General features: G+C 63.0%; 26 protein-coding genes and 1 riboswitch. Of the genes, 14 read left to right on the top strand and 12 right to left on the bottom strand.

What is annotated here, in order from left to right; genetic code table 11:
* Nucleotides 1-120: 120 nt before the first annotated feature.
* A riboswitch (SAM riboswitch) is annotated at nucleotides 121-236 on the top strand.
* Nucleotides 237-290: 54 nt separating this feature from the next.
* Nucleotides 291-1,634: an aminotransferase class V-fold PLP-dependent enzyme gene (locus tag D8W71_RS00295; protein WP_121109970.1), complete on the top strand. Its 1,344-nt coding sequence runs from the start codon at nucleotides 291-293 to the stop codon at nucleotides 1,632-1,634.
* Between the two features lie 136 nt (nucleotides 1,635-1,770).
* The gene (locus D8W71_RS00290) at nucleotides 1,771-2,280 is read left to right on the top strand and encodes a hypothetical protein (protein ID WP_121109968.1); all 510 of its coding nucleotides are present in this window, start codon (nucleotides 1,771-1,773) and stop codon (nucleotides 2,278-2,280) included.
* Between the two features lie 12 nt (nucleotides 2,281-2,292).
* On the opposite strand, the gene D8W71_RS00285 is transcribed toward D8W71_RS00290, so the two are convergent.
* The 3 genes from D8W71_RS00285 to D8W71_RS00275 form a co-directional block, all read right to left on the bottom strand.
* Complete coding sequence (locus tag D8W71_RS00285; RefSeq protein ID WP_121109966.1) at nucleotides 2,293-2,766, bottom strand: YbaK/EbsC family protein; 474 nt, start codon at nucleotides 2,764-2,766, stop codon at nucleotides 2,293-2,295.
* 65 nt (nucleotides 2,767-2,831) lie between these two features.
* Entirely contained in the window at nucleotides 2,832-3,788 is a 957-nt protein-coding gene (alc, locus tag D8W71_RS00280; protein ID WP_121109964.1) for an allantoicase, read from the bottom strand.
* 5 nt (nucleotides 3,789-3,793) lie between these two features.
* Entirely contained in the window at nucleotides 3,794-4,786 is a 993-nt protein-coding gene (locus D8W71_RS00275) for a hypothetical protein (protein WP_121109962.1), read from the bottom strand.
* A 111-nt stretch (nucleotides 4,787-4,897) separates the two neighbouring features.
* Between D8W71_RS00275 and D8W71_RS00270 the strand changes: the two genes are divergently transcribed.
* Nucleotides 4,898-5,479, top strand: coding sequence for a TetR/AcrR family transcriptional regulator (locus D8W71_RS00270; protein WP_121109960.1), 582 nt, complete (start codon nucleotides 4,898-4,900; stop codon nucleotides 5,477-5,479).
* A gap of 28 nt (nucleotides 5,480-5,507) precedes the next feature.
* On the top strand, nucleotides 5,508-5,729 hold the full coding sequence (locus D8W71_RS00265) for a DUF6480 family protein (protein WP_121109958.1): 222 nt from the start codon (nucleotides 5,508-5,510) through the stop codon (nucleotides 5,727-5,729).
* A 107-nt stretch (nucleotides 5,730-5,836) separates the two neighbouring features.
* Here D8W71_RS00265 and D8W71_RS00260 read toward each other — a convergent pair whose 3' ends face one another.
* Nucleotides 5,837-6,337, bottom strand: a complete 501-nt coding sequence (locus D8W71_RS00260; RefSeq protein WP_121109956.1) for a 2-oxo-4-hydroxy-4-carboxy-5-ureidoimidazoline decarboxylase — start codon at nucleotides 6,335-6,337, stop codon at nucleotides 5,837-5,839.
* Nucleotides 6,338-6,617: 280 nt separating this feature from the next.
* Complete coding sequence (locus tag D8W71_RS00255) at nucleotides 6,618-7,262, bottom strand: TetR/AcrR family transcriptional regulator (protein WP_236077647.1); 645 nt, start codon at nucleotides 7,260-7,262, stop codon at nucleotides 6,618-6,620.
* Nucleotides 7,263-7,541: 279 nt separating this feature from the next.
* On the opposite strand from D8W71_RS00255, the gene D8W71_RS00250 reads away from it, so the two are divergent.
* A complete protein-coding gene (locus tag D8W71_RS00250; protein WP_121109954.1) occupies nucleotides 7,542-8,060 on the top strand; it encodes a DUF1003 domain-containing protein in 519 nt (172 codons plus the stop codon).
* Between the two features lie 39 nt (nucleotides 8,061-8,099).
* Here D8W71_RS00250 and D8W71_RS00245 read toward each other — a convergent pair whose 3' ends face one another.
* Genes D8W71_RS00245 through D8W71_RS00235 form a run of 3 tightly spaced genes read right to left on the bottom strand, consistent with a single transcriptional unit; the run spans nucleotide 8,100 to nucleotide 9,678 of the window.
* Complete coding sequence (locus tag D8W71_RS00245) at nucleotides 8,100-8,357, bottom strand: DUF6510 family protein (RefSeq protein WP_121109952.1); 258 nt, start codon at nucleotides 8,355-8,357, stop codon at nucleotides 8,100-8,102.
* The gene (locus D8W71_RS00240) at nucleotides 8,354-9,088 is read right to left on the bottom strand and encodes an FAD-binding oxidoreductase (protein ID WP_121109949.1); all 735 of its coding nucleotides are present in this window, start codon (nucleotides 9,086-9,088) and stop codon (nucleotides 8,354-8,356) included. The genes D8W71_RS00245 and D8W71_RS00240 overlap by 4 nt, the downstream gene beginning before the upstream one ends.
* Entirely contained in the window at nucleotides 9,085-9,678 is a 594-nt protein-coding gene (locus D8W71_RS00235; RefSeq protein WP_121118317.1) for a molybdopterin-dependent oxidoreductase, read from the bottom strand. The genes D8W71_RS00240 and D8W71_RS00235 overlap by 4 nt, the downstream gene beginning before the upstream one ends.
* A gap of 511 nt (nucleotides 9,679-10,189) precedes the next feature.
* Here D8W71_RS00235 and D8W71_RS00230 point away from each other — a divergent pair.
* Nucleotides 10,190-11,188 carry an iron-containing redox enzyme family protein gene (locus tag D8W71_RS00230; RefSeq protein WP_121109947.1) on the top strand — a complete coding sequence of 333 codons (999 nt, stop codon included), beginning with the start codon at nucleotides 10,190-10,192 and terminating at the stop codon, nucleotides 11,186-11,188.
* Here the strand turns inward: D8W71_RS00230 and D8W71_RS00225 are convergent.
* Complete coding sequence (locus D8W71_RS00225) at nucleotides 11,183-11,347, bottom strand: CDGSH iron-sulfur domain-containing protein (RefSeq protein ID WP_121118315.1); 165 nt, start codon at nucleotides 11,345-11,347, stop codon at nucleotides 11,183-11,185. The two genes, D8W71_RS00230 and D8W71_RS00225, sit on opposite strands and share 6 nt — an antisense overlap.
* Nucleotides 11,348-11,375: 28 nt before the next feature.
* Entirely contained in the window at nucleotides 11,376-12,059 is a 684-nt protein-coding gene (locus tag D8W71_RS00220; protein ID WP_268959880.1) for a HemK2/MTQ2 family protein methyltransferase, read from the bottom strand.
* 163 nt (nucleotides 12,060-12,222) lie between these two features.
* Here D8W71_RS00220 and D8W71_RS00215 point away from each other — a divergent pair, with 163 nt between their 5' ends.
* From D8W71_RS00215 to D8W71_RS00205, 5 genes are all read left to right on the top strand, one after another.
* Complete coding sequence (locus tag D8W71_RS00215) at nucleotides 12,223-15,273, top strand: amino acid adenylation domain-containing protein (RefSeq protein WP_236077646.1); 3,051 nt, start codon at nucleotides 12,223-12,225, stop codon at nucleotides 15,271-15,273.
* 64 nt (nucleotides 15,274-15,337) lie between these two features.
* Nucleotides 15,338-16,420, top strand: a complete 1,083-nt coding sequence (locus tag D8W71_RS27770) for a condensation domain-containing protein (protein ID WP_236077645.1) — start codon at nucleotides 15,338-15,340, stop codon at nucleotides 16,418-16,420.
* A gap of 62 nt (nucleotides 16,421-16,482) precedes the next feature.
* Complete coding sequence (locus D8W71_RS27765) at nucleotides 16,483-16,632, top strand: hypothetical protein (protein WP_236077644.1); 150 nt, start codon at nucleotides 16,483-16,485, stop codon at nucleotides 16,630-16,632.
* Nucleotides 16,633-16,681: 49 nt separating this feature from the next.
* Nucleotides 16,682-17,173 (top strand): DUF2231 domain-containing protein, encoded by a 492-nt coding sequence (locus tag D8W71_RS00210; protein ID WP_121109943.1) that lies wholly within the window; start codon nucleotides 16,682-16,684, stop codon nucleotides 17,171-17,173.
* A 25-nt stretch (nucleotides 17,174-17,198) separates the two neighbouring features.
* The gene (locus D8W71_RS00205) at nucleotides 17,199-17,918 is read left to right on the top strand and encodes a VIT1/CCC1 transporter family protein (RefSeq protein ID WP_121109942.1); all 720 of its coding nucleotides are present in this window, start codon (nucleotides 17,199-17,201) and stop codon (nucleotides 17,916-17,918) included.
* A 12-nt stretch (nucleotides 17,919-17,930) separates the two neighbouring features.
* On the opposite strand, the gene D8W71_RS00200 is transcribed toward D8W71_RS00205, so the two are convergent.
* Both D8W71_RS00200 and D8W71_RS00195 read right to left on the bottom strand, forming a co-directional pair.
* Nucleotides 17,931-18,812: a M56 family metallopeptidase gene (locus tag D8W71_RS00200; RefSeq protein ID WP_121109940.1), complete on the bottom strand. Its 882-nt coding sequence runs from the start codon at nucleotides 18,810-18,812 to the stop codon at nucleotides 17,931-17,933.
* Nucleotides 18,809-19,192, bottom strand: a complete 384-nt coding sequence (locus tag D8W71_RS00195; RefSeq protein ID WP_121109938.1) for a BlaI/MecI/CopY family transcriptional regulator — start codon at nucleotides 19,190-19,192, stop codon at nucleotides 18,809-18,811. The genes D8W71_RS00200 and D8W71_RS00195 overlap by 4 nt, the downstream gene beginning before the upstream one ends.
* A 417-nt stretch (nucleotides 19,193-19,609) precedes the next feature.
* Between D8W71_RS00195 and D8W71_RS00190 the strand changes: the two genes are divergently transcribed.
* From D8W71_RS00190 to D8W71_RS00180, 3 genes are all read left to right on the top strand, one after another.
* A complete protein-coding gene (locus D8W71_RS00190) occupies nucleotides 19,610-21,766 on the top strand; it encodes an MMPL family transporter (protein ID WP_121109935.1) in 2,157 nt (718 codons plus the stop codon).
* Between the two features lie 114 nt (nucleotides 21,767-21,880).
* Complete coding sequence (locus tag D8W71_RS00185; protein WP_121109933.1) at nucleotides 21,881-22,300, top strand: DUF302 domain-containing protein; 420 nt, start codon at nucleotides 21,881-21,883, stop codon at nucleotides 22,298-22,300.
* A gap of 107 nt (nucleotides 22,301-22,407) precedes the next feature.
* Complete coding sequence (locus D8W71_RS00180) at nucleotides 22,408-22,677, top strand: metal-sensitive transcriptional regulator (RefSeq protein ID WP_121109931.1); 270 nt, start codon at nucleotides 22,408-22,410, stop codon at nucleotides 22,675-22,677.
* The last annotated feature ends 72 nt before the right edge of the window (nucleotides 22,678-22,749 follow it).

Below are 22,749 nucleotides of genomic sequence, written 5' to 3'. Positions count from 1 at the left end.
GTTTCGTTCGCGCAAAGCTGCATCTCGTACGGTCTCGGCACCGGGCACAGCTTAATCGAGTTGGAGGTTTCCTACCTCCCGGGTTGACAATCCAGTGGCACTTTTGCCATCCTCTGTGCAGGTCATGAGTACCAGCATCAAGCCCCGGCTTGCTGGTCGGCAACCCTCCTCCGCGGTGGGGTGCTCCGGGTGACGACCTGGCTGACGCCGGAAAACCGGTGCAGCAAGCGCGGACTCGACTTCTCACTGACGATTCTTCGGGTCCCTTGATCGACAAGGGGTTATTTGTCATGACTGCTGTTCTCGACAACTCGTGTGCTTCGTTCGCTACAGTCAGCGGCGCTGATCTGCAGGTTCCTCTGGTGAATGGAAGTACCTGCACGTACGCCAATTTCGACTACGCGGCCAGCGCGCCTGCGCTCGCCCACGTGACCGAGCGAATTGCCGATCTGTTGCCCTACTACTCGAGCGTTCACCGCGGCGCCGGGTACGCATCACGCGTGTCCACTGCGGCGTACGAAAAGGCACGCGTGACGGTGTCGAATTTCGTTGGAGCGCAATCGGATGCGGTTGTCATCTTCACCAGGAACACCACCGACTCGCTGAACCTTCTTGCCGGGTGCGTGCCGGGAGACACCGTGGTTCTCGATATCGAGCATCACGCGAACCTGCTGCCCTGGAACGACCGCCGCGTCGTCGTCGCGGCCGAGTCCATCGCCGAGACCCTGGTATCGATCGAAGCCGAACTCGCTGCCAAACCGGCTGCGCTGCTTGCGGTGACGGGCGCCTCCAATGTGACCGGCGAAGTACTTCCGATCGACGAGCTCGCTGCTCTCGCGCACCGATACGGCGCACGCATCCTCGTCGACGGTGCGCAATTGGTACCCCATCGACGGGTCGACATCGAGGCCCTGGGGGTGGACTACCTCGCGTTTTCCGGACACAAGTTGTACGCGCCGCACGGTGCCGGCGTGCTCGTCGGTAAGCGTGACTGGCTCGACGCCGCCGAGCCCTATCTCGCAGGCGGCGGGGCTGTTCGCCACGTCGGTCTCGATCACGCCGAGTGGGCGCCGGTTCCGGCACGTCACGAGGCGGGTACACCCAACGTGCTCGGCGTCGTCGCCTTGGCGGCAGCATGTGAAGCCCTCGAGCATTTCGAGGTGGCAGGTTCGGTCGACCACGAGCGTCGACTGTCCGATCGCCTGCGCGACGGGTTGACGGCGGTGCCTGGCGTCGACGTACTGACGGTGTGGAACGACTCCCCGGACAGTGTGGGGATAGTCACATTTTCCGTAGATGGATTCGGCCCCGGCGAGATCGCTGCGTACCTGTCGGCCGAGCACGGCATCGGAGTGCGGGATGGCAAGTTCTGCGCTCACCCGCTGCTCGCGCGACTGGGTCACGCGGACGGTGCCGTGCGCGCCAGCCTGGGGCTCGGCAGTTCCGACGCCGATGTGGATCGGCTGATCGGGGCCATCGAGACGCTCGTCGCCGACGGGCCCTCCTGGACGTACGAGGAGGAGAACGGTTGGTGGAATCCTATTCCCGACCCTCGCCCGTTCCCCGAGCTGGCAGGCGGTGCCGCAGGCGTGGGATCCCCATGCGCAACGCAAACGGTTAGCATCGCCTCATGAGGGCAATTGCTCTGTCGCAGAACCGACTCTGGCGCGATCGATACGTCGATCTGTGCCGGACGGCCTCTGGCTCGTGTAGGTGTTCGGACTTCAGTCATCCTCCCCAACACCTCGCTTGCACGACGGGACCAATTTCATGTCGAACAACTCACCTGTCCGCCTTGCCCTTGCAACTCCAGGCGCATGGACGGAAGTCACCGACGCTCGCCCTACCGAGTCGATAGTTCGCATCCACGCCTCGGATCTCCGCGAGGGTCAGCAGGCAAGAGCACGTGCCAGGGCCGAGGCCGTCGAGGCAGGCAAAGATGCCGACAGCGTTGCGGTGTTTCTCGATATCGAGATCCACGTCGCCGACGATGCACGGACCGCGCGTCGGGAATTCGCCGCGCTGGACCTCCCGGCGGTGCCGAGTTCCATCCGGTACGTCGGGACCCCCTCCGGTCTCGCGGGGCTCGTCGCCGACGTGAAGGCAGCGGAGGTGGCCGACGGGGTGACCCTCATCGCCGTCGGGCCCGAGCAGCGGAACCTCGACAAGATCGCACGCGGCGTCGTGCCCTGGCTGGAGGATCGCGGTGTCTTATTCTCCGCCGAGAAGCTTCTGGCCGCGACCGGCTCGCTGACGCCGACACGGGTGCTGGCCTCCTGAGCGCTCCCGCGTCTAGGTGACATCGATGGCGAGACCGGCGGTGATGCGCAGAAGCTCCGAGCACGTGGTCTTGAAGACCGTGTTCGGATGCCCTGCAGCAGCCCACAACTCGGGGTAGTCCGAGAGGGTCTCGTCGACGAACGTCGGTAGATTCGTCGGATGGCCGACCGGTGCGATACCGCCGATCGGCTGACCCGTCGAATGCTTGACCAGTTCCAGCGGTGCCCGCGTCAACGTGCCGCCCAGGCGCTGTCCGGTGGCGTCGAGATCTACCTGGTGTGCACCCGACACGAGGATAAGCACTGGATCGTCGTCGAGCAGGAAGACAAGAGATTTCACGATCGCGCCGACGCTGACCCCGAGCGATGCGGCAGCGGCGTCCGCGGTCGGGGTCGGCTCCGGCGAGGTGACCACCACTCCGTGATGTCCGCGCGAAATCAGAATGTCGGCGACGTGGGCTGCGTTCGGGTGAAGTAGCCGGTTCATCTACCAAGGGTATTGCTACCGCGGCATTTTCGCAGTTACTACCGGCCGCTGGACTCGGATTGCCGCTACGACAACGAGCCGAAGAGCCGCAGGCGTGCCATACCCCCGTCGGGGAAGATGTCCATGCGTACTTCGGAGACCGGCTCGGTGCGCTCCAGCAGGAACCGGTGACGTGTGTCGGGTTGCAGGCGGGTCTTCGGTAGCAGTTCGATCCATTCGCCATCTCCGAGAAGGCCTTTGAGCGACGCAGCACCCGGGGCGTTTCCGAGGAAGCACGACGTGTCGAGCTCGGCCAGTTCGATCGTGCCTCGTCCGGCGAGGGCTACCTGGACCCAGTCGTTGGCGTCGTTACGCCTGCGTGAGGTTTCCCAGCCCTCACCCATCGACCGCGGCGGTCCGGGGAACAGCAGGTTGTTCGGCGAGCTGTAGAACATGTTGGAACACGCGGAGACGTAGCCGCCGTTCTCGAGGGCCGCGAGGTCGAACGGGCCGGCCGCGATGAACCGTGGGTCGGGACGCCCGCGTCCGAGTACGCGCAGTCGTGCCACACCGCCGTCGGGGTAGATCGACAGCTTGACGTGCGTCCAGCGCTCGTCGGATGCGACCCCGAACCGGTTCTCGGTGTCCCCGTTGACCGAGCTCTTCGGCACGATCGTCGTCCACTCGGTGTCCTCGTGCAGTTCACGCGCCGACGGGAAACCCTCGATCGACGCCGCCTCGATGGAGATTTCCGGCGGGTAGTTGCCGGTGAACCACGCGGTGTCCACCACCACAGCGTCGACGACGCCGGGCGCGCCGAGTCGGACGATGGCTTCGTCGTAACCCGCTTCCCGACGCCTACGCGTCTCCCACCCGTCGTAGATCTGGCCCTTGTGGCCGAAGGTCGCAGGCTGGTAGTCGGCCTTGCCCGGCTTGACGAGGTTCTCCTTCTCCGCGAACGTTTCGTCGTTCGCCCACACGACGGCGCCGCCCAGAGTGCGGACGGCGAGATCGGGTAGGGGGAGGGGGAAGGTGGCTGTCATACCGGTCAGGATACGGGGGCGGTCTCGGACTTCGCGTTGCGTGGTGACCGGCTGAAGCCGAACAGGAGTGCAATCCCGACGACGGCATACACGGCCAGCGCAAGTGCCGGTTGGCCCAGGCCGTTGCCGGAGAAGTACACGATGCTGCGCACACCCTCGGTTCCGATGCCAGGGGTGATCCAGCGTCCGACGGCTGCGTAGAACTCCGGGAGGACGTACGGACCGAAGGCCCCTCCAGCGCTCGGGTTTCCGAGAATCACGAACACGATGATGGCGATGGGCACGGCCGCGACGCCGATTGCTGCACGAAGGCCGAGGGTGAAGACCGAGGTTGCGAACACGACGCCGGTTCCCAGTAGCCACAACGGGAACCAGTGGCCCGCGAACGTGCCGAGCAGCGAGGTGACGATGAATGCGCCCAGCGCACCGGACAGAATCGAGTAGCCGGCGAATATGCCGAGTTGGGCGGCCGCGTCCCGGCGCGACTTCGGTGCTCCGACGAGTAGGCCGATGGCTGCGGCCAGCAGGTAGCCGCCCACGACCCAGCCGACGGACAGGTAGAACCCGGACAGTCCGCGATTGTCGTGGATGCCGACGGGGATGTCGTCACGGACTAGGAACTGCCGGTTCTGGCTTTGTTCGACCTGGGTGAAGATCGACTCGAGCGCGGCGGAAATGGAGCTTCCTGCGGCGCTGGCAGTGATGAGCGTGTCCGTTCCGCTGGCGCTCAGGACGTACGCACCGAGTACTTCGCGGTCTCGGATGAGGGCGCGAGCGTCCTCGGTGCTCGCGACGGCGCGTGCCTGGAGTGGGGTGCCGTCGATGCCGTTGAGTTTGTCGACCGTATCGGTGTCGACTCCGGCGGGGATGCCCTGCTCGGCGACCACTGCAATAGGGATCTCACGTGGCGTCGGCTGGTGGAAGGCTGCGACGTAGCTGGCGATGAACCCGAGTTGGAGTATGAGCACTCCGACCGAGATCCAGACGACCTTGCGCATGCGAACTCCTCCGGGATGTTGTTAATACTTCGAGTATTGAATACTCTAGGTATCGTGAGTACGGAGGGTCAAGTGACGTGGGCACCGACACAACGGCCGGGTCGGGAGAATGTGCGTGAGCGGCTTCTCGAGGCCGCCGCGGACGAGTTCACCGAGAACGGTTACGCAGCCGCCAAGCTGGCGGACATCGCGCGACGTGCGGGCTTCACCAAAGGCGCCGTCTACTCCAATTTCGATTCCAAGCAGGCGCTGTTCGCCGAACTGCTCTCGAAGAGGTCGATGGAACTCGCTGGCCGGGTGATCGACATCGTGTCGGGGCTCGGGCCGGGCGATGCCGCGGGACGAGGGGGCGACGCCATCGCGTCCTGGGTCGTCGCCGAGCCGCGGTGGCCGCTGCTCGTCACCGAATTCGGAATCCAAGCCGGACGCGTTCCCGACCTCGCCGAGGGGTACCGACGTGAGCGACGCCACCTCCGTGACGAACTGCAGCGCCTCATCGCCGAGCGAGCGACGGTGTGGGGCGTCGCCGACGCCTTGAATGCGCGCCGGGTCGCGACATCGCTGCTGGCCTTGATCTCCGGCTTGGCCGTCGAGCATTCGGTAGATCCCGACGAGATCGACGAGAATGTGATCGGCGACGCAATCACCGAGTTGCTCGCGGGTGCGATTTCCCGCGCACTGCACCGCGATTGAGTCCGGTGGTACCGGGTACCCGCACTTCATGACTGCTCAGAACCCCGAACCGAACGACACCGCGGGCCTCGAAGCCGGCGGGTCCGTCACGCCAGGGGACACACCTCCCGCCGAAACCGGTGTAGGCGGTCCCAACCACGAACCGCCGCAGCGCAGTTTGAAACTACCGATCGTGTTTCTCGGCATCCTGGGCGTGGTCGTATTGATCATCGTCATCGGCTTGATCGGCCGCATCGTCGGGCTGTTTTAGAAGCCGGATCAGATCTGGGAGGCCGGATCGGAGAAACGACCAGGTCGCCGACCGTGAGTGAGTAGTTACGTCGGGCGGTAACTACTCATGCACGGGCGGCGGAGCCGCTAGAACGGCGGCCAGCCCTCTTCCGGACCCAGCACCCGTTCGATGCGGATTCGATTGACCTTGGCGAGTTCCTCGCGCATCACCTTGCGCTCGGTCTCGTGGCTGTTGTCGAGCCGGTGGCCCAGGTCGACGAGGACCTCGCGCGGATCCTCGCCTGCGCTGTCGAGCGTCGCCGAACAGACGATGTAGCCGTAGCCGAACCGCTCGATGTACATCCGGCACGCGTCGATGAAGACACTCTGGGTGGCCACGTCCATGCCGGCGCAGGTCTTCCCGACCGGTCGGTGAGTCGAGGCGAGGTAGTCGATGTCGGCGTCCGACAGCTCGTCCAGCTCGGCATCGGCCCGGGCGAAGAGTTCGGCGTGGGAGCGGAACGGGCGTGCGTCGGCTATTCGCGACGCCCACGTGTGCGAGCAGCAGCATTCGTACAGGGCGTGCACCGCTTTGCGGCGCGGCAGGTCGTTGAACGTCTCCAAACCGAGTCCCTGGTGCATCAACATGGGCCCAATGATGAGCCTCGCCAGCGGAGAACTCCAGGGTTGAGCAGGGTCTTAGCGCAGGCGTAACCGGGCGTAACACACCCGAGGGCCCTAGCGTGGTGTTGTGGGCGTCCAATCGACGTGGTCGTCGTTCTCGGGCGGTGACTTCAGCGTGCCGCTTCTTGCCACCGATCACGCTGGGCGATCGGTGCCTACCCTCAACAGTAGACGGAACTGGACCCAAAGGACCATATTTGACTCATGGATTCGAGGCGGCGAGGCAGAGGACCGCGTGCATGATCTAGTTCTGGGTGGACGATTCCGCAGAGAATGCGCGAATCCGAGCGATCGCTATGTCCACGGCGACCCTCATGAGCTTCACATCACGAGTGGTCTTCGCGAGTAGGTACCCGCCCTGCACCGCAGCAAGTAACCCGATTGCCAACGTCTGGGGATCCGCATCCGCCCGGAGCACGCCGAGTGTTCTCAACCTGTCGATTGCGTTGATCAGCATCTGAAGCCACTCATCGAAATGGGTAGCGATGAGTTCTCGCCCAGCCTGATCGTGATCGGCTATCTCGTTCGCCATCGATCCCAGTGGGCAACCATATGCGCCGTCCCGGAGCGCGTTGCGCTCCACCATATCGTCCCGCCATAGTTCGAGTCCGCGAAGGGAATTCACCTTGTCCAGGCGACGACGCTGCTGGGCCAGCAATGCCTCGGCTCGGAACTCGATGACTGCGCTCACTAGTGCGTCCTTGTCAGCGAAGTGCTGATATAGCTGGGACTTCGACGTTCCGCTTGCGGTGCGAACGTCGGCGAGCGTTGTCGATGCGACGCCTTGCTCGAACATCAGTTGGTTGGCTGCCTCGATGATTCGCGCCTTCGTGGCTGCGCCCCGCGGCGTCAAACGGCGGGCACTCGCACCGTCGCCGCTGTTACTCACGCCTCCAGGTTAGCTTTCCAGGCGCATTGAGCCACGCAGGGTCGGTCCCATGATTGGCATGTCCACGGGGCAGTCGCTCGCACAAATTCTCGTATCGCGCTGTGGCAGCGCAGCGCTGATTGGACTCTCGAGACCGGTTGCTCGAGCGTAAGGTCACGGTGTGACTCGCAACAATGGCCGCATTCTCTTGGCCGCAGTGGGCGCATTCTTCGGCCGTCGCGGCGTCGGCCACGCAGAACGTTCTATTGCGGGGAATTGCACACACGGAAAGCGGAAGCGATGAACGACAGGCGCCCAGACGAGCAGCCAGAAGCATCACCAGGCGTTCGCACCGAGGGCCGCGAGATGTTCGATTGTCCGCATTGCGGGCACCAGCTCAGCATGTTCATGGAGACGCGGTCCAACCCCGGGGACAGGGCCGCTGCCCGGTTGGCCACGGTCGCGGGTTCCTGGCCCTTCCTTCTGATCCTGGTGCTGGCTATTGTCGCGTGGCTCGTCGTCAATACGATCCTGCCGCTCTTTCATCCTGACTCGTCGGCCGTGCTCGACTATCTCGGAACGGCGCTCGCTATTGTCGCGGCCTTGCAAGGACCGCTGATCCTGCTTACCCAGCGTCGAGAGTCCGATCGTGACCGCGCGCGGGACATCGAGACATTTCACATCTCGCAGAACGCCGAGGCCGACCTGCACTCGATCAGCCTCGCTATCGATTCGCTCCTCGAGCAGAGTGGGCGAGACCGGTCGTCGAGCGATGGACGACGACACGAACCATCCACGCCGTCAGAGGATTCCGCTTGATCGGTGATGCCGCTCCGTGATCGCGGGCAGTGGGAGCGGTTATGCGCGAGGCACCGTGATGTAGGCAAGCCCTGACATGTTCACGAGTGCCGATCCGGGATTCTCGACGACTACGGCCAACACAGCTTGGCACTCGCTGCACCGCATTACTGCGCCCATGGCGGTGATGAAGGCATGCGTGCGGGCCAGTTCGGAGGTATTGCCGCAGCCGCGGCACCTGCCGGTCGCAACCGTGATGTCGATACCAAGGGTCGCCGCAAAGACGCCGGCGAGTGCGTTTCCGTCAACGTAGGTCATGACATGCCTCCAAATCGTTCCGTACGGATCCGGGCTGGGTCGTGGCCGAGTTCGACAAGCCAACCGGCTACGGCCTCCACGAACGGCGTCGGTCCGCACACGAAGATGCGCGGCGACAGTGACGCTGGGAACGTCGACGCGGCGATCGTTTCCCGCGTCAGCCGACCGGGCGGCTGGCCCGCTCCGGGTGCCGACTCGCGGGTGTGCGCGATGTCGACGATTGTTCGCGAGAAGCCCGCGAGTTCGTCTGCGAAGAGCGTGTCGCGCGGACTGCGGACCGAGTAGAGCAGCCGGAAGGCGGCGCCTTCCGCTTCATGTTCACGTGCTGCGGCCATCGAGAACAGAGGTACGACGCCTGATCCGCCCGCGATGAGTTGTACCGGTGACCGGTCGGGATCGGTCGGCTTCCAGACGAAGAAACGTCCGAGAGGTCCTTGTATCTGGACTTCCTCACCCACCGCGAGATACCGCACCAGAAACGGCGACACTTCGCCCGTGGTTACCTCCTGGACCACAAGCACGACACGGGTCGATTCACCGGAGGACGCCAGCGAGTACGACCGGGACGCCTGGTATCCGTCCGGTGCCGTGAGCCGGATATCGAGATGAGCTCCGGCGTTGTTTCCGGGCCACGTCGGGACATCCAACTCCAGGCGGACGGCCGCCTCGGTCTCGAAACGCCGACTGATCACCCGTCCGAGGTGCCAGCGGATGCGGCTTGGTGTTTTCACCAGTATCGCTCCTCCCGCCACGGGTCGCCGCGAAGGTGGTAGCCGTTCTGCTCCCAGAATCCGGGGTCGTCCGAGGGCATCATGTCCATTCCGAGAACCCACTTCGCACTTTTCCAGAAGTAGAGATGGGGCACGAGAAGTCGGGCCGGACCCCCGTGCTCCTGCGAAAGGGGTTCGCCTTCCGCCTCGGTGGCTATCCACGCTTGCCCTTCGAGGAGATCCTCGAGCGGAAGGTTGGTGGTGTATCCGCCGGAGCAGTGCACCATCACGTAGTCGTAACTGGTTTCGACGTCCTCAAACAGCCGGTCGAACGGTACGCCGCGCCAGGCCATGTCCAACTTCGACCAGTGGGTTACGCAGTGGATGTCGGTGACGATGTCCTCGACCCCCACCTCATGCAGCTCATCCCAGTTCCATCGGTGCGTGACCTTGTCCTCCGTCATGATCGAGAAGCTCCATCGGCTCTCGTCGACGTTGGGTGTGGGTCCGGCCGAGAGAACCGGCCAGTCGTCGACGAGAGTCTGCCCAGGGGGTAGCCGCGTGTCTCTGGAACGACGCCTTCCTCCGAAACTACTGTTGATCACATCCACGAATGCCCCCTCTGTTGGACTTTCCTGACACTGCTGGCCGAGAATGGACCCTTCGGACCAAATTACGATCACTGGCGGCACGAGCTGCACAGCGCGTCAACTGCCCTGATCGGCGACCAGCATTGGTGGAGCGCGCTATTGAGACGTCAAGGCTTTTGCGGGATTCCGCCGCGCCGCGCAACCCACCTCCCGTCGCGCCCGCCGCCTGGGTCAGCCTCAATCTCAAGATACGCCATCGAAGTGGACCAGTAAGGCCAATCGAAACATTCGGCGCCGATCAGGGGATGTTTTCTACGGCTTGAAGTTTCGTAGCCTCGGACCCGATCGTAAGATGCCGGCCGCCTCCTGTTTGGCGTTGATTACTGAACCGTTGAGTTCTCTTGATAAGGCAACGCCTCGCCGCTCGGGGCGCACGTTTCGAGGGTCGTATGTCAGGAATGAGTCGGCTCGCAGCGCACCACCCTGCGGACGAGTGAAAACCACTTTTCTCCCGGGGGTGTAGACAAGAAGCATGCCAACGCCATCTGCCATCGCAGTCCAACTGCCCACGGCGCGTGGCCCCCTGACCGAGGGACTCGTGCGTGCGCTGAGATTGGAACCGGCAAGTCCGATCCTGCTCCCGGACGTCGACGGCGGTACGGACCCGTTCGGAGAGGACCTACAGGCTGCTCTGTACATCTGCTACGAGCTCCACTACCGGGGTTTCGACGACGTAGCCGATGCCTGGGAATGGAATCCGGACCTGCTCGGATTCCGGGCAGAACTCGAAAAAGTGTTCCTTACGTATCTCCGCGAACGAGTCGAGCCGGGGTCCGACGCGGTCGCCGAGATGAAGAAAGTCGAGGTCGAATCGACCCGCGACGAAGGTCCGTCTCATCACTTGTCCTCGCATGGAACCTGGACGCAGATGCAGGAGTACTTCGTTCATCGCTCCATCTATCACCTCAAGGAAGCGGATCCCCATGCGTGGGCGATCCCGCGATTGACCGGTCAGGCCAAAGCATCGTTCGTCGCCGTGGAGTTCGACGAATACGGCGGCGGTCATCGCGCCCGCATGCATCAGCAATTGTTCGCAGACCTGCTTGACGCAGCAGGGTTGGATTCGACTTATCTCGGTTACCTGGATCAGGTGCCCGCTGCAACGTTGGCGACCGTGAATGTGATGTCGCTCTTCGGGCTTCACCGCGGGCTCCGCGGCGCCGCAGTAGGCCACTTCGCCGCCACCGAGATCAGTTCGTCGCCGGGCTCGGCGCGCCTGGTGACTGCTCTGCGGTCCATGGGTGCACCGGAACCCTGCGTGCACTTCTATGCCGAGCACGTCGAGGCCGATGCGGTTCACGAGCAGGTCGTGCGCCACGACGTGGTGGGGTCGTTGATCGCTGAACTGCCAGCACTGGAACCGGATGTGGTGTTCGGGATGCGCGTGGCCGACTACGTCGAGGCGCGCTTGGGTGACCAACTGCTCGGCGCGTGGACTGGCGGTGAATCCTCGCTCCTTCGGCCCCTATGACGATGTAGCCCCACGGACGGCCGCCTTTCGTCGGTGGCTTGTGTCGCAGAGTGGGTAGTTCTTGCTTCGTTTGCACAGGCACACGGCCACCACGTTTCTCTGCGAATGCACCACTGTGCCGTCGGGCATGAGGATCTCAACCGGCCCGTCCATCAGCATCGGCCCGTTTTCGGCGATTCGTACACGGTTACGCGCCACTGGTATTCCTCTCGGCCAGTATCACTGCCAACTCTTCGGTGCGGCAGCCTTTTTCGATGAGGCCGTTGGCCTCCAGCCATGCGGCGCGCGCGAGCATCACCGGCCCGAATTCGATGGTTCGCCTGGCGACGATCGATGTGCGTAAACCTTCCCTCTCGAACATGGCGATCGACTTCGGAACGTCGGCATGCTCCGATTGAACAAGCAACAGAAATCCGCTCTCCGACAGAAGGGATGGAGCGGCACGACACAGTGGATCAAGAAATGCACGCCCGTCCACCCCTGCATCCCACGCCACCGAGGGGCCCTCGGTGGGTGGCACGTGCTCACTCGGTACGTATGGGGGATTGCACAGTACGACGTCGTAGGGGCCATGGTTCAGTGCGACGTGGAGGTCACCCTGACGCGTCTCGACATCGAGGCCGAGTCGATACGCAGCAGCCCTGGTCGATTCGACGGCTGCTATCGAGATATCTACTGCCAGTACTCGTTCGGCGCCCAGAGATGCTGCCGTCAAGGCTTGGATTCCAGACCCGGTGCACAGGTCCAGTACCCGTGCGGCTTTCGGTAAACCGCGGGCAACGACTGCCTCGGCGAGCATGTGCGAGTCATGCTGAGGTTCGTAGACAGTCCCGTGTCCGAGTGAGAGCGGGTCTGAAGCTGTGGTGTCGATGGCTGATCCCCCTTCGATTGCCGACGGCGACAGTGTCGCCGGGCGGTGCAGCTATACCCGTCGATCCGCGCCCTACGCATGGCGAATGCGCGCACCGCCTTTTGCCGGTAACCTAATACTACCGAGCATGTAGTAGTTCGGCATGGCCCTGGGGAGGACATCGATGTTGGACGACATGTTGCCGGTGAGCTCGCCGCAAAAAAATATCTGGTACGCCCAGCAGTTGACGCCCGACATTCCCTTCGCCATCGCCTACTACGTCGACGTCACCGGCACGATCGACCACGATGCGCTGCTCGACAGTGGACTGAGAGCGCACGCCGAATACTCTTCGGCGACGATGCGCATCGTCGAGGTGGACGGCCTGCCAGTTCAGAGCTTTGTCGACAGCTACGGCGATGCCGCTCAGATTGTCGACTTCCGAGATGAGGCGGACGCGCTCGAACGTGCTCGCTCGTGGATGGAGCGCGATTGCAGAAGCCCGCTGCCGCTCGACGGCTGCCTGGTCCGACTCCGACTCTTTCGTCTCGCCGACGATCACGTCCTTTGGTACACCCGCGCGCATCACATCGCTCTCGACGGCTATGCCTCGGTTCGGGTGCTCGAGCGTGCTGCTGCGATCTACAACGCCGTGGTCATGGGCAATGAACCCGACCCTGTCGACGTGACCGTGCCGTCGGCGGTCGTAGAGGAAGACCGGAAGTATCACGCGTCGGCGCGAGCGAAGAGAGACAAAGACTTCTGGTACGCGTCGGTAACGGAACGCGAGAACTCGGCCGCACCGTCGCTCGGTACCGTCGCTGCTCCTCAGCCGATGTCGACGACGGTCGGTGGCACCGACTCGAACGCCCACAGCTCGTCCGATCTCGAATTTTCCGGCAGTCAGTCGACGTCGAGTCTCGTGATTGCCGCATTCGCAGTGTTTCTCGCGCGTATGACCGACTCCGACGACGCCCGGCTTTCGCTTCCGGTCTCCGCTCGATCGAATGCGGTCCTACGCCGCGCGGGCTCTTCCACATCGAATGTCGTTCCACTGGCATTGCCAGGCATTGGGCGTACGACGGTCGATGGCGCGGTCAAGTTGACCGAGACGTCGATAGGCGCGGTCCTGCGTCATCAACGAAGTCGGCCGGACGTGGTGTGGGAAAGGGGTCGGAAAAGGACGGCGACAAGGTCTTTCGGCCCTACGGTCAACGTGATGATGTTCGCCCACACCGTTGCTGTGGGTGGTGTCGAAGGCCAGGTGCATATCCTGACCACCGGGCCGGTATCCGACCTCGCGGTCGACATCTACCCCGAAGGAGCCGGACGGCAGCCTCGCGTCGACTTCGAAGCAAATCCGGCTGCGTATTCACGCCCTGACCTCTCTCGCTATCACCGGAGGTTCCTGCAGTTTCTGCACGCCTTCGCGAACCGGAGTGTCGGCGACATGGCTGTGTCGGACCTCGAGCTGTTCCTGCCGGATGAGTCACGCATGTCGGCAGCGTCGACAGGTGCCACGTCCACCGAGCGTACGACGATGATCGACGCGTTCGATTCCGCTGTGCGACAACACGGAGACCGAATCGCGGTCGAGGACGGCGGAGAGGCTCTGACCTATCGAGAGTTGAACCATGAAGTCGACCGTCTGGCAGGGGTGCTACTGGATCGGAACGTCGGCCCGGAGGATCCGGTCGCGGTTCGGATAGCGCGTTCGATCGACTCGGTCGTCGCGTTCTGGGCGGTAGCGCGCGCGGGGGCCGTGTACGTTCCGATCGATCCGAGACTTCCCGACACGCGCGTCGAATACATCGTTCGGGACAGTCGCGCTGTTCTGGGACTTGGGTTGTCCCCAGATGGGACGGACAGGTGGGGCGAGATCGACTGGCTCGCCAAAGCTGAAAGCTCGTATTCAGAGCGCGAGCCGAGAACAGGCCGACGTACAGCGTCGCCGCGCAATGCTGCGTACGTCATCTACACCTCTGGTTCGACCGGTGTCCCGAAAGGCGTTGTTGTCACACACGATGGAATCGGGGGACTGGTGCAACAGATTCGGCACAGCTACGGACTCGATCCATCCTCGCGGGTCTGCCACCTCGCATCGCCTGGATTCGATACAGCTGTGGTCGAACACCTCGCGTCCGCGGTGACGGGTGCTTGCCTCGTGATTGCTCCACCGGATGCCTACGCGGGTCCCGAATTGACTCGGCTACTGGCCCACCGACGCCTCACTCACCTGCTCATCACCCCGTCTGCGCTGGCTACGCTGGAGCCGTCCGAACTCACCGACGTTGCGACGATCATCATCGGCGGGGAATCGGCGCCGAGAGACGTCGTACACACGTGGTCGCCTGGCCGCCGGCTCCTCAATGCGTACGGTCCGACCGAGGCCACTTGCAGTGTGACCATGACCGAGCCGCTCGGTTCGGACGCCGCGGTCGCCATCGGAACAGCAATGGCAGGCGCAACGATTCATCTGCTCGATCGCGCACTTCGTCCGGTGCCACCTGGTGCGATCGGCGAGATATTCATTGCCACCGCAGGTCTTGCGCGCGGATATTCGCACCACGCACCTGGAACCGCGTTACGGTTCGTGGCAAATCCATTCGGAGACAACGGCTCACGATTGTTCAGGAGCGGCGACATGGCTCGTTGTCGCGTCGACGGTTCCCTCGACTTCATCGGACGTACCGACGACCAGGTCAAGATCCGCGGCAACCGTGTCGAGCTCGGTGAGGTCGACGCCGCACTACGCGCGCACCCGCTCGTCGGCGCAGCTGCATCCATGATCCGTCGAAACCACCGCGGTGACGCGCGAATCGACGGCTATGTCGTATGGAAGAGCGGCGAGTCCGTCGACTTGCAGGAGGTTCGGGCATTTCTTGCGCGGGCGCTACCGGCATATGCAGTTCCGTCGACAGTCACAGTGCTCGACGCGATACCCCTCACTGTCAACCGCAAACTCGATAGGGTCTCCCTTCCGGAGCCTGTGTTCGCGGGAGGAGTCGGGGCGATCGAAACTCCTTCCGGGGCCACTGAAGAAGCGGTTTCGCAGGCGTATTCGCAGGTTCTGGGTGTCGACGGGGTTGATGTCACCACCTCGTTCTTCGACCTGGGTGGGGACTCGCTTGCCGCGACCGGCGTGATCGCGCGGCTGCGCGCTGACTTCGAAATCGATCTCGGCATACGGGACCTTGTGGATGCCAGTTCGGTTCGGGCTCGCCCAAGTGATTGAAACACGGCCACACGGTCACGTGCGATTGGACCGTCCGAAGGCAGGGTTGTCGAACAGTGTGTCGGTGATCCCGTTAGCACCGCAACAGGCCAATATCGATCGCGGTGCCCGGCTGCCTCTCTACAACTTGCCGTTCACCGTCGACATCGCCGGGCCGCTCGAGGTCGATGTGGTCGAAGCCGCATTCGGCGACCTACTCGTCAGGCACAGAAGCCTGCGAACGACATTTCCGGATTCACCGTGGGGTCCGCGGCAACTGTTCGTGGATGATCCGTCGACGATGAAGTCGGTTTTCCGTAGTGCACCGTTCAGCGAAGACGCAGTGACGGACGTCCTAAGTGCGCCGTTCGACGTTCGGTCTCAATTACCCGTCAGGGCAACGTTGTTCGAGCGGGAATCTGGTGATCACGTTCTGGCGTGCAGCGTGCACCATATTGCGGCGGACGGATGGTCGCTCGGTGTGCTTGCACGGGATTTCGCGACGGCCTTTTCGAGCCGCACGCTGGGAACGGCCCCGGAATGGACCGATGCTCCGCTCCACTACAGCGATTTCAGTGTCTGGGCGGAGGGCAATTCTGATGAATCCGATCTCGAATTCTGGCGCCGAGAGTTGAGTGATGTCCCTTTCGATACGTCCGTACCGAACGACCGCCCCAGAGAATCCGACTGGGACTACACGGGCGACCGGGTCGAGTTCGATGTGAATTCGCAGACCGTCGAGGGACTCGATCGAATCGCACAGCGTTATCGGACAAGTCGTTTCACCGTGTTGCGGTCCGCGCTGGTCGTTCTGCTCGCACGGTTGACCGGCGAGAAGGACCTGTTGATCGGCACTCCGATTGCCGGCCGTGGAGATCCGATTCTCGAACAGGTCGTCGGGATGTTCGTCAACACTCTCGCGATTCGGTCCGATATCGGCAAGGCCGCGACGTTCGAAGAAGTTATAGGCATCGCTCATGCCAGTGAGGTGCGGGCGTTCGATCACTCCGGTGTGTCATTCGATCAGGTTGTTGCTGAATTGGATCCAAGCCCCCATCGGGGACGGCATCCGTTGTTTCAAGTTGCACTCTCGCTAGACGTGTTCACCGTCTCGCAGTTCGATGTCGGTAGTACGCATTTCGAGGTCGTACCCGTCCTCTCGGCATAGCCAAATGCGATCTACATTTTCACGTCGTCGAACGACGCAACAGTTCTGGTGCGGTCGTCGGAGTGAACGTCGGAATTGTTTATCCGACAGCGTTGTTCGATCGAGGAACTGTGGAGTCGTGGGGGGAGTTCTACGAGCGGATTCTCGGACGCATCATTGTCGATCCGGCAGAGGAATGGACGACGCTTCCAGAAGTACTACAGAAGTTGTAGTATGACATGTGGGTTGTGCAGTGTGCGCAACCGAACAGTAGGAGACCCTGTGTCGACAACCGACGGCTTGCCCGTTCATATCCTGCTGGTGCACTTCATCGTGGTGCTCGCGCCTCTGACGGCAGTTCTCGCCATAGGGTCGAGTATCTGGCCTGCGATGCGGAACAGGCTGGTCTGGTTGGTCGCGGTGCTCGCCGTGGTCACGCTCGTGGTGACGCCATTGACCACCGATGCGGGTGAGTGGCTGGAAAAGCGGGTTCCGGAGTCGGCGTCCGTCGAGACGCATGCCGAACTCGGCGACTCGATGCTCTACATCGCGTTGGGACTAGCACTTGTTGCCGCACTGCTTGTGGCGCAGCATATTCGAGATCGCCGCGGGACACAGCCGGTCAAGTGGCAGTCGATAGCCGGCATCGTCTTCGCCGTCGTGATCGGTGTAGCGACGATCGTGCAGGTGTATCGAATCGGAGAATCAGGGGCACGGGCCGCGTGGGAGGACGCATTCACCTCTGCCCCGGCGCAGGATGGTCCCGGCGAGTGACGTCCGAGAGACGAGGAGTCGTGCCATGTCGGATCTGACCTCAGGGGGACACGAGGCCGAGCCTCACCGGAATATCGGTGGGCGTCTGAATTGGCTTCGAGCCGGTGTGCTCGGCGCAAACGACGGCATCGTGTCGGTCGCAGGCTTGGTCGTGGGTGTTGCGGCGGCCACCGTAGAACGCGGGCCTGTCCTCACGGCGGGAACCGCGGGGCTCGTTGCCGGCGCAGTATCGATGGCTCTCGGTGAATACGTCTCTGTGAGTACGCAGCGCGATACCGAAATAGCTCTGCTGAGCAAAGAACGTCGAGAACTGGACGAGGAGCCTGAGCAAGAGCTCGCTGAGCTCGTTGCGATGTACGAGGACAAGGGCCTGTCGCCTGAGACCGCCTGGATCGTCGCAGAGGAGTTGACTGCCCACGATTCCTTTGCCGCGCATGTCGATATCGAATTGGGTATCGATCCAGACGCACTGACCAATCCATGGCAAGCGGCAGCATCGTCGGCGATCGCGTTCGTCAGCGGCGCTCTGCTTCCGCTGTTGGCGATCGTGCTTCTGCCCGCGTCGAGTCGTATAGCGGTGACGTTCGCGGTGGTCTTGGTTGCACTTGCCGCGACGGGGACGATCAGTGCGTGGCTCGGAGGTTCATCCCGTTGGCCCGCAGTGACGCGGATAGTGACCGGAGGAGCCTTGGCGATGATCGTCACCTACGGTGTCGGTCAACTCGCCGGCGTCGCTGGCATCTGACGAGCTGAATCTTCACCGAAACACCGACGTCGGTGCCTCGCCGCCTTCCGGGGCGATCACGTCCTGCACCACATCGACCAACGCAATCGAAATTGCCGAGAACGTCACGATCAACGCCAATGCCGCGAGAATGATCGGACGACGTTGCGGTGGAGGCGGAGGTTCGGTCAGAGCGCGGACCCGGCGTACGACGTCGCCGCCGGTGCTGGACAACGCAGTCGATTGCTGTGCGAGGTGGGCGCGCAGTAGTACGGTTCTCGCCACGGCGGACATCGTTGCCGGCCGGTCCTGACGCGCTGCCCATTCGTCTGCTTGGCGCTCGGCTGCGTGGCGTACGTGCCGAACGACTGGGCGAAGTAGAGGATCGAATTGCGCGGCAACTTCGACCATCTGTGTCCAGAAGGTGTGCCGAAAGCGAAGGTGCGCTCGTTCGTGTCGAATCACGGCATTCAATTCGGGATCGGACAGAGCGTCGACGAGTGCTGTGGTGATCACCACCGCACCGCCACCGGACGCGACGGCGAATGCATCGGGCTCGGGCGAATCCACGACGACGGTTCTTGATCCGGCGTCTGCGTTCTCTCCGAACTTCGCTGCATCTCGGGCGCTGGCCAGAACGCGGGAGAGGTGTCTCGCAACCAGTACGAGCCTCCATGCGACCCAACCGAGTATCGCGATTCCGATTGCGACTGCCACTCCCCGTTTCGATGCGACCAACACCGATGCCACTGCCAGCGCAGACGCCGCAACGGCGAATGCGCTGACAGCCGCAAGAATGGGAAAGATCGAGACAGTGGTCTGTGGTGCGAAATGGTTCTCGATGCGCCCGCTGTACATCCGCAGCGCGACCGACATGAGCCAGGGTAGTGCGGCGACGACAAGCAGCAGAGTCATTGCCTGCCGTCCTTCTTGGTTACACCATTCTGGGACAGCAGTTTTCGAAGAACGGACTCATCTTCAGGATCGAGCGATGCGACGAAGTTGGCGAGAACGTCGGCTCGTTCTGCACGTGCATCGAGTTCGGTCCGCATTCGCATTGCTGCTCGTAAGGCCGGCAGCTCATCCACTGGCGCACGGAGGGTGTAGACATACGAACGGCCGCGTCGTTCCCGGTCGACGAGTCTTTTGCTGTGTAGTCGACTCAGCGCCGTCATCACTGTCGTGTGTGCGAGGTCGGATCCGAGCAACTCGCGAGCCTCGGAAACCGCCAGCTCGTTATGCTCGCCGAGCAACCGAAGGATCGACTCCTCCAACTTACCGGATCCTCGTCGCACGGCTTCGACCTCACTGTTCGGCTGTCGTCCTAGGGTATGTCATCGACCGTCGTCGTCGAGGGCGGGCAGTGATGTTCGTCCGCTGAATTCGACGAACGTGCCCACACCGCGGTACTCACGGTGAAATCGCACACTGCTCAGTTCCTGTCAGGCGAGACACATCGACCCGCTGCCGCCTAGCGGGATACCCCTGGGGGTACTTGCATACCCCCCTAGGTATGTGCGAGGGTAGGGAGGCGCCCGAGGGAAAGGACTGCCAGTGTGTTAGCCGGTCCAGTGCCCGACGTCCGCTAAGGCCATGTGGGCCGGTTGCTTGTCGGCGCGTCGACAACGTCACGATGTTCCGCAGTCACAACGCTTGATTTCAGTCGGCTTCTTTACCTATTTACATACCCCCACCCGTATTCAGGAGATGTCATGTCCGTGCCCGACACCGTCGAAGCCGCCGGCCGCGACAACCGCCCTCACCCATCCGCGCCCGGCGCGCTCGGTCGACTGGGGAGTGCGATGGTCACGCGCCGCCGGTGGGTGTTCGGAGTCTGGCTGATCGCCCTCATCGCCCTGGGATCTGCAGCACCATCGGTGTTTTCATCGCTCGCCGGCGCTGGGTGGCAGGCCAACGGATCCGAATCCGTCCAGGTCCGTGAACTCGCTCAGCAACATTTCGGCGGAAACTCCTCCGCAGCAGTGCAGGTGGTCGTGCACTCCGATACCGCCTCGATCGACGACCCAGCAGTGCAGCAGACACTGACCGACGTCGCGGCAGTGTTCGACGGCGACGCCCGCTTCGGGGAGATCATCGCTCCCCAGCCGGGGATGACCATCAGCCCCGACGGACACACCGGCATCCTCATCGCCGGCGCCAACGCGAGCACCGACGACATGGTCAAAGCCGTCGATGAGGTCAAAGGCGAGCTGACCGCGCTGTCCGGCAACGGTATCGAGGTCTATCCCACGGGCTCCTCGGCCTTGTGGTCCGACTTCAACAAAGCCAATCACGATGCAATGATCCAAGCCGAATTGTTCTCCTGGCCGGTCACATTGGCGATCATGGTCCTCGCGTTCGGCTCTCTCGTCGCCGCAGGGTTGCCCTTGCTGCTCACTGTCGCAGGCCTCGTTGCGTCCGCAGGCGGGTTGGTGCTCCTCAACGAAGTCACACCGATTTCGGTGTGGGCGATGAATTTCGCGATGATGTTCGCCCTCGCGCTCGGTATCGACTACGCCCTGTTCATCGTCGCCAGGTTCCGCGACGCACTGCGCAACGCGGACTCTCGGGCTGCGGTCGCCGAAACCATGGACACCGCAGGGAAAGCCGTGGTCCTGTCCGGCCTCACCGTCCTGGTGAGCCTCTCGGCAGTGCTTCTCGTTCCCGCACCGGCGGTGCGCACCATGGCCGTGGGCATCATGCTGGCCGTTGCCTTCGTCTTGATCGCCACCATGACGTTGCTGCCGGCCACGCTGGGTGCGCTCGGCTCCAAGGTCAACGCCGCATCGCTGCCCTACGCCAAGCGTCAGCAGCACCGCTCTCCGAGATTCGCGGCGTGGGGCGAACTGCTGTACAAGCACCCCTGGCCGTTCGCGCTGGTGTCTGTCGGCATCCTTATCGCGCTGGCTCTTCCGGTCCTCGGACTGAAAGTGGCGATGCCCTCGATCGCTGTCGTCCCCGAGGATGCACCCGTTCGGCAGGGTTACGAGCTGGTTCAAGCCCAGTTCGGTGACGGTGCACCCGGCGCACTGCAGATCGTCGTCCCCTCTTCCGACGCAGCCGCGACGGCCACCGCGGCAAGCAGCGTCGATGGGATCTCGATGGTCACCCCACCGCAGCCTGCCGCGGACGGCTCGAACTATTCACTGCTACAGGCACTTCCTACCGTGGATCCCTCTGACGAGGCCATGAGCACGATCCTCGACGGCCTACGTGCTCAGCTGCCGGATTCGGCGCTCGTCGGCGGTGCCCCGGCGGAGAACCTCGATCTGCAGCAAGCACTGAACGACTACCTACCGCTGGTCATCGGAATTATCCTCGCCCTCGGATTCCTTCTGTTGCTCGTGGCGTTGCAGGCACCCCTGATCGCGATACTCGGCACCGCCGTCAGTCTGCTCTCGACGGCCGCGGCGTTCGGTGTCGCGAAGCTGATCTTCCAAGACGGGCACGGTGCATCACTGCTCGGCTTCACCCCACAAGGGTTCCTCGACGGCTGGGGACCGGTGTTCTTTTTCGCGATGATCTTCGCCATCGCGATGGACTACACGGTGTTCCTCCTCGCCACCGCGAAAGAGCACTACGAGAAGACCGGTGACCCGAAAATGGCGCAGGTCGACGGTCTCGCGCACTCCGGCCGGGTCATCTTCGCTGCCGCCGCGGTCATGGTCGCTGTGTTCTTCACCTTCGCGCTCTCCGATCCGCTGCCGCCGAAAGAGATGGGCATCATCCTCGGAGTCGCGGTATTGCTCGACGCCTTCCTGATCAGATTGATACTCCTGCCTGTCCTGCTCCGACTGAGCGGGCACGCCGCATGGTGGTCACCCTCCTGGCTGCGCAGGGTGTTGCCGTCGATCAGTTTCTCGCACTGACACCCTCGCCGCTCCGAACGGAGAGACCATGATCGACACCAACGCCACACGGGTGGAGACTTCATTGCCGCCGTTCGACAACACCGCCGTTCGACAACCGGAAGGTTTCCCATCATGAACATCGCACTTTCGACCACCCTGATCGATACCGACTTCGATACCGCAGTCTCGTCCGTCAAAGCAGCACTGTCCGAGCAAGGATTCGGCGTGCTCACCGAGATCGACATGCAGGCCACACTCAAAGCCAAACTCGGCGAAGACATGGAGCAGTATCTGATCCTCGGTGCCTGCAATCCGACCCTCGCGCACCGCGCCGTGGGAGTCATGCGCCAGATCGGCCTGCTGCTGCCGTGCAATGTCGTCGTCCGCGCTGACACGAGCGCACCAGGATCGGTGATCGTCGAGGCGATGAACCCGGACATCATGGTCGAAGCGACCGGCGAACCCGCACTGTCCGACGTCGCCGCCGAGGCCACCACCAAGCTCCAGGCCGCCATCGACGCTCTCAGCGGCCAGGGCGCAGAACGCAGCTGATGACCCTCGACACCATCGTTCTCTCGTAATCGACCGCACAACCGCGGTAGATGCCCCCGCGGGGGTAATCTGGACTTCACCATAACCACGCATTCGAGGAGACCGACATGATCGGCGACGAAGACAGCATCGCATTGGTACTCAACCGCCTACGCCGCGCACACGGCCAACTCGCCGGCGTAATTGGCATGATCGAGAACGGGCGCGACTGCAAAGACGTCGTCACCCAACTCGCCGCAGTCTCCCGAGCCCTCGACAAAGCCGGATTCAAGATCGTCGCCACCGGCCTTCGTGAATGTATGACCGGCGAAACTGCCGACAACAAAGAACCCATGACCGAGGCGGAGCTGGAAAAACTCTTCCTCGCATTGGCTTGACCGTCCCGGCGGAGGCGAGGCACCGCCGGTCGATTACCGGCGGGTCCGGGGTTGACCCGCGGGGTTCCAGAT

Source organism: Rhodococcus sp. P1Y, assembly GCF_003641205.1.
Classification (GTDB): Bacteria; Actinomycetota; Actinomycetes; order Mycobacteriales; family Mycobacteriaceae; genus Rhodococcoides.
This window is presented reverse-complemented; position numbering and strand designations above follow the sequence as displayed.

Coding starts and splice junctions, on each gene's coding strand:
- D8W71_RS00215 (WP_236077646.1), top strand. CDS start 12,223: ATGTTGGACGACATGTTGCCGGTGAGCTCGCCGCAAAAAAATATCTGG.
- D8W71_RS00200 (WP_121109940.1), bottom strand. CDS start 18,812: ATGACTCTGCTGCTTGTCGTCGCCGCACTACCCTGGCTCATGTCGGTC.
- D8W71_RS00185 (WP_121109933.1), top strand. CDS start 21,881: ATGAACATCGCACTTTCGACCACCCTGATCGATACCGACTTCGATACC.
- D8W71_RS00285 (WP_121109966.1), bottom strand. CDS start 2,766: ATGAACCGGCTACTTCACCCGAACGCAGCCCACGTCGCCGACATTCTG.
- D8W71_RS00205 (WP_121109942.1), top strand. CDS start 17,199: ATGTCGGATCTGACCTCAGGGGGACACGAGGCCGAGCCTCACCGGAAT.
- D8W71_RS00275 (WP_121109962.1), bottom strand. CDS start 4,786: ATGCGCAAGGTCGTCTGGATCTCGGTCGGAGTGCTCATACTCCAACTC.
- D8W71_RS00290 (WP_121109968.1), top strand. CDS start 1,771: ATGTCGAACAACTCACCTGTCCGCCTTGCCCTTGCAACTCCAGGCGCA.
- D8W71_RS00260 (WP_121109956.1), bottom strand. CDS start 6,337: ATGTTGATGCACCAGGGACTCGGTTTGGAGACGTTCAACGACCTGCCG.
- D8W71_RS00180 (WP_121109931.1), top strand. CDS start 22,408: ATGATCGGCGACGAAGACAGCATCGCATTGGTACTCAACCGCCTACGC.
- D8W71_RS00265 (WP_121109958.1), top strand. CDS start 5,508: ATGACTGCTCAGAACCCCGAACCGAACGACACCGCGGGCCTCGAAGCC.
- alc (WP_121109964.1), bottom strand. CDS start 3,788: ATGACAGCCACCTTCCCCCTCCCCCTACCCGATCTCGCCGTCCGCACT.
- D8W71_RS00190 (WP_121109935.1), top strand. CDS start 19,610: ATGTCCGTGCCCGACACCGTCGAAGCCGCCGGCCGCGACAACCGCCCT.
- D8W71_RS00250 (WP_121109954.1), top strand. CDS start 7,542: ATGAACGACAGGCGCCCAGACGAGCAGCCAGAAGCATCACCAGGCGTT.
- D8W71_RS00225 (WP_121118315.1), bottom strand. CDS start 11,347: ATGCTGATGGACGGGCCGGTTGAGATCCTCATGCCCGACGGCACAGTG.
- D8W71_RS00295 (WP_121109970.1), top strand. CDS start 291: ATGACTGCTGTTCTCGACAACTCGTGTGCTTCGTTCGCTACAGTCAGC.
- D8W71_RS00230 (WP_121109947.1), top strand. CDS start 10,190: ATGCCAACGCCATCTGCCATCGCAGTCCAACTGCCCACGGCGCGTGGC.
- D8W71_RS00245 (WP_121109952.1), bottom strand. CDS start 8,357: ATGACCTACGTTGACGGAAACGCACTCGCCGGCGTCTTTGCGGCGACC.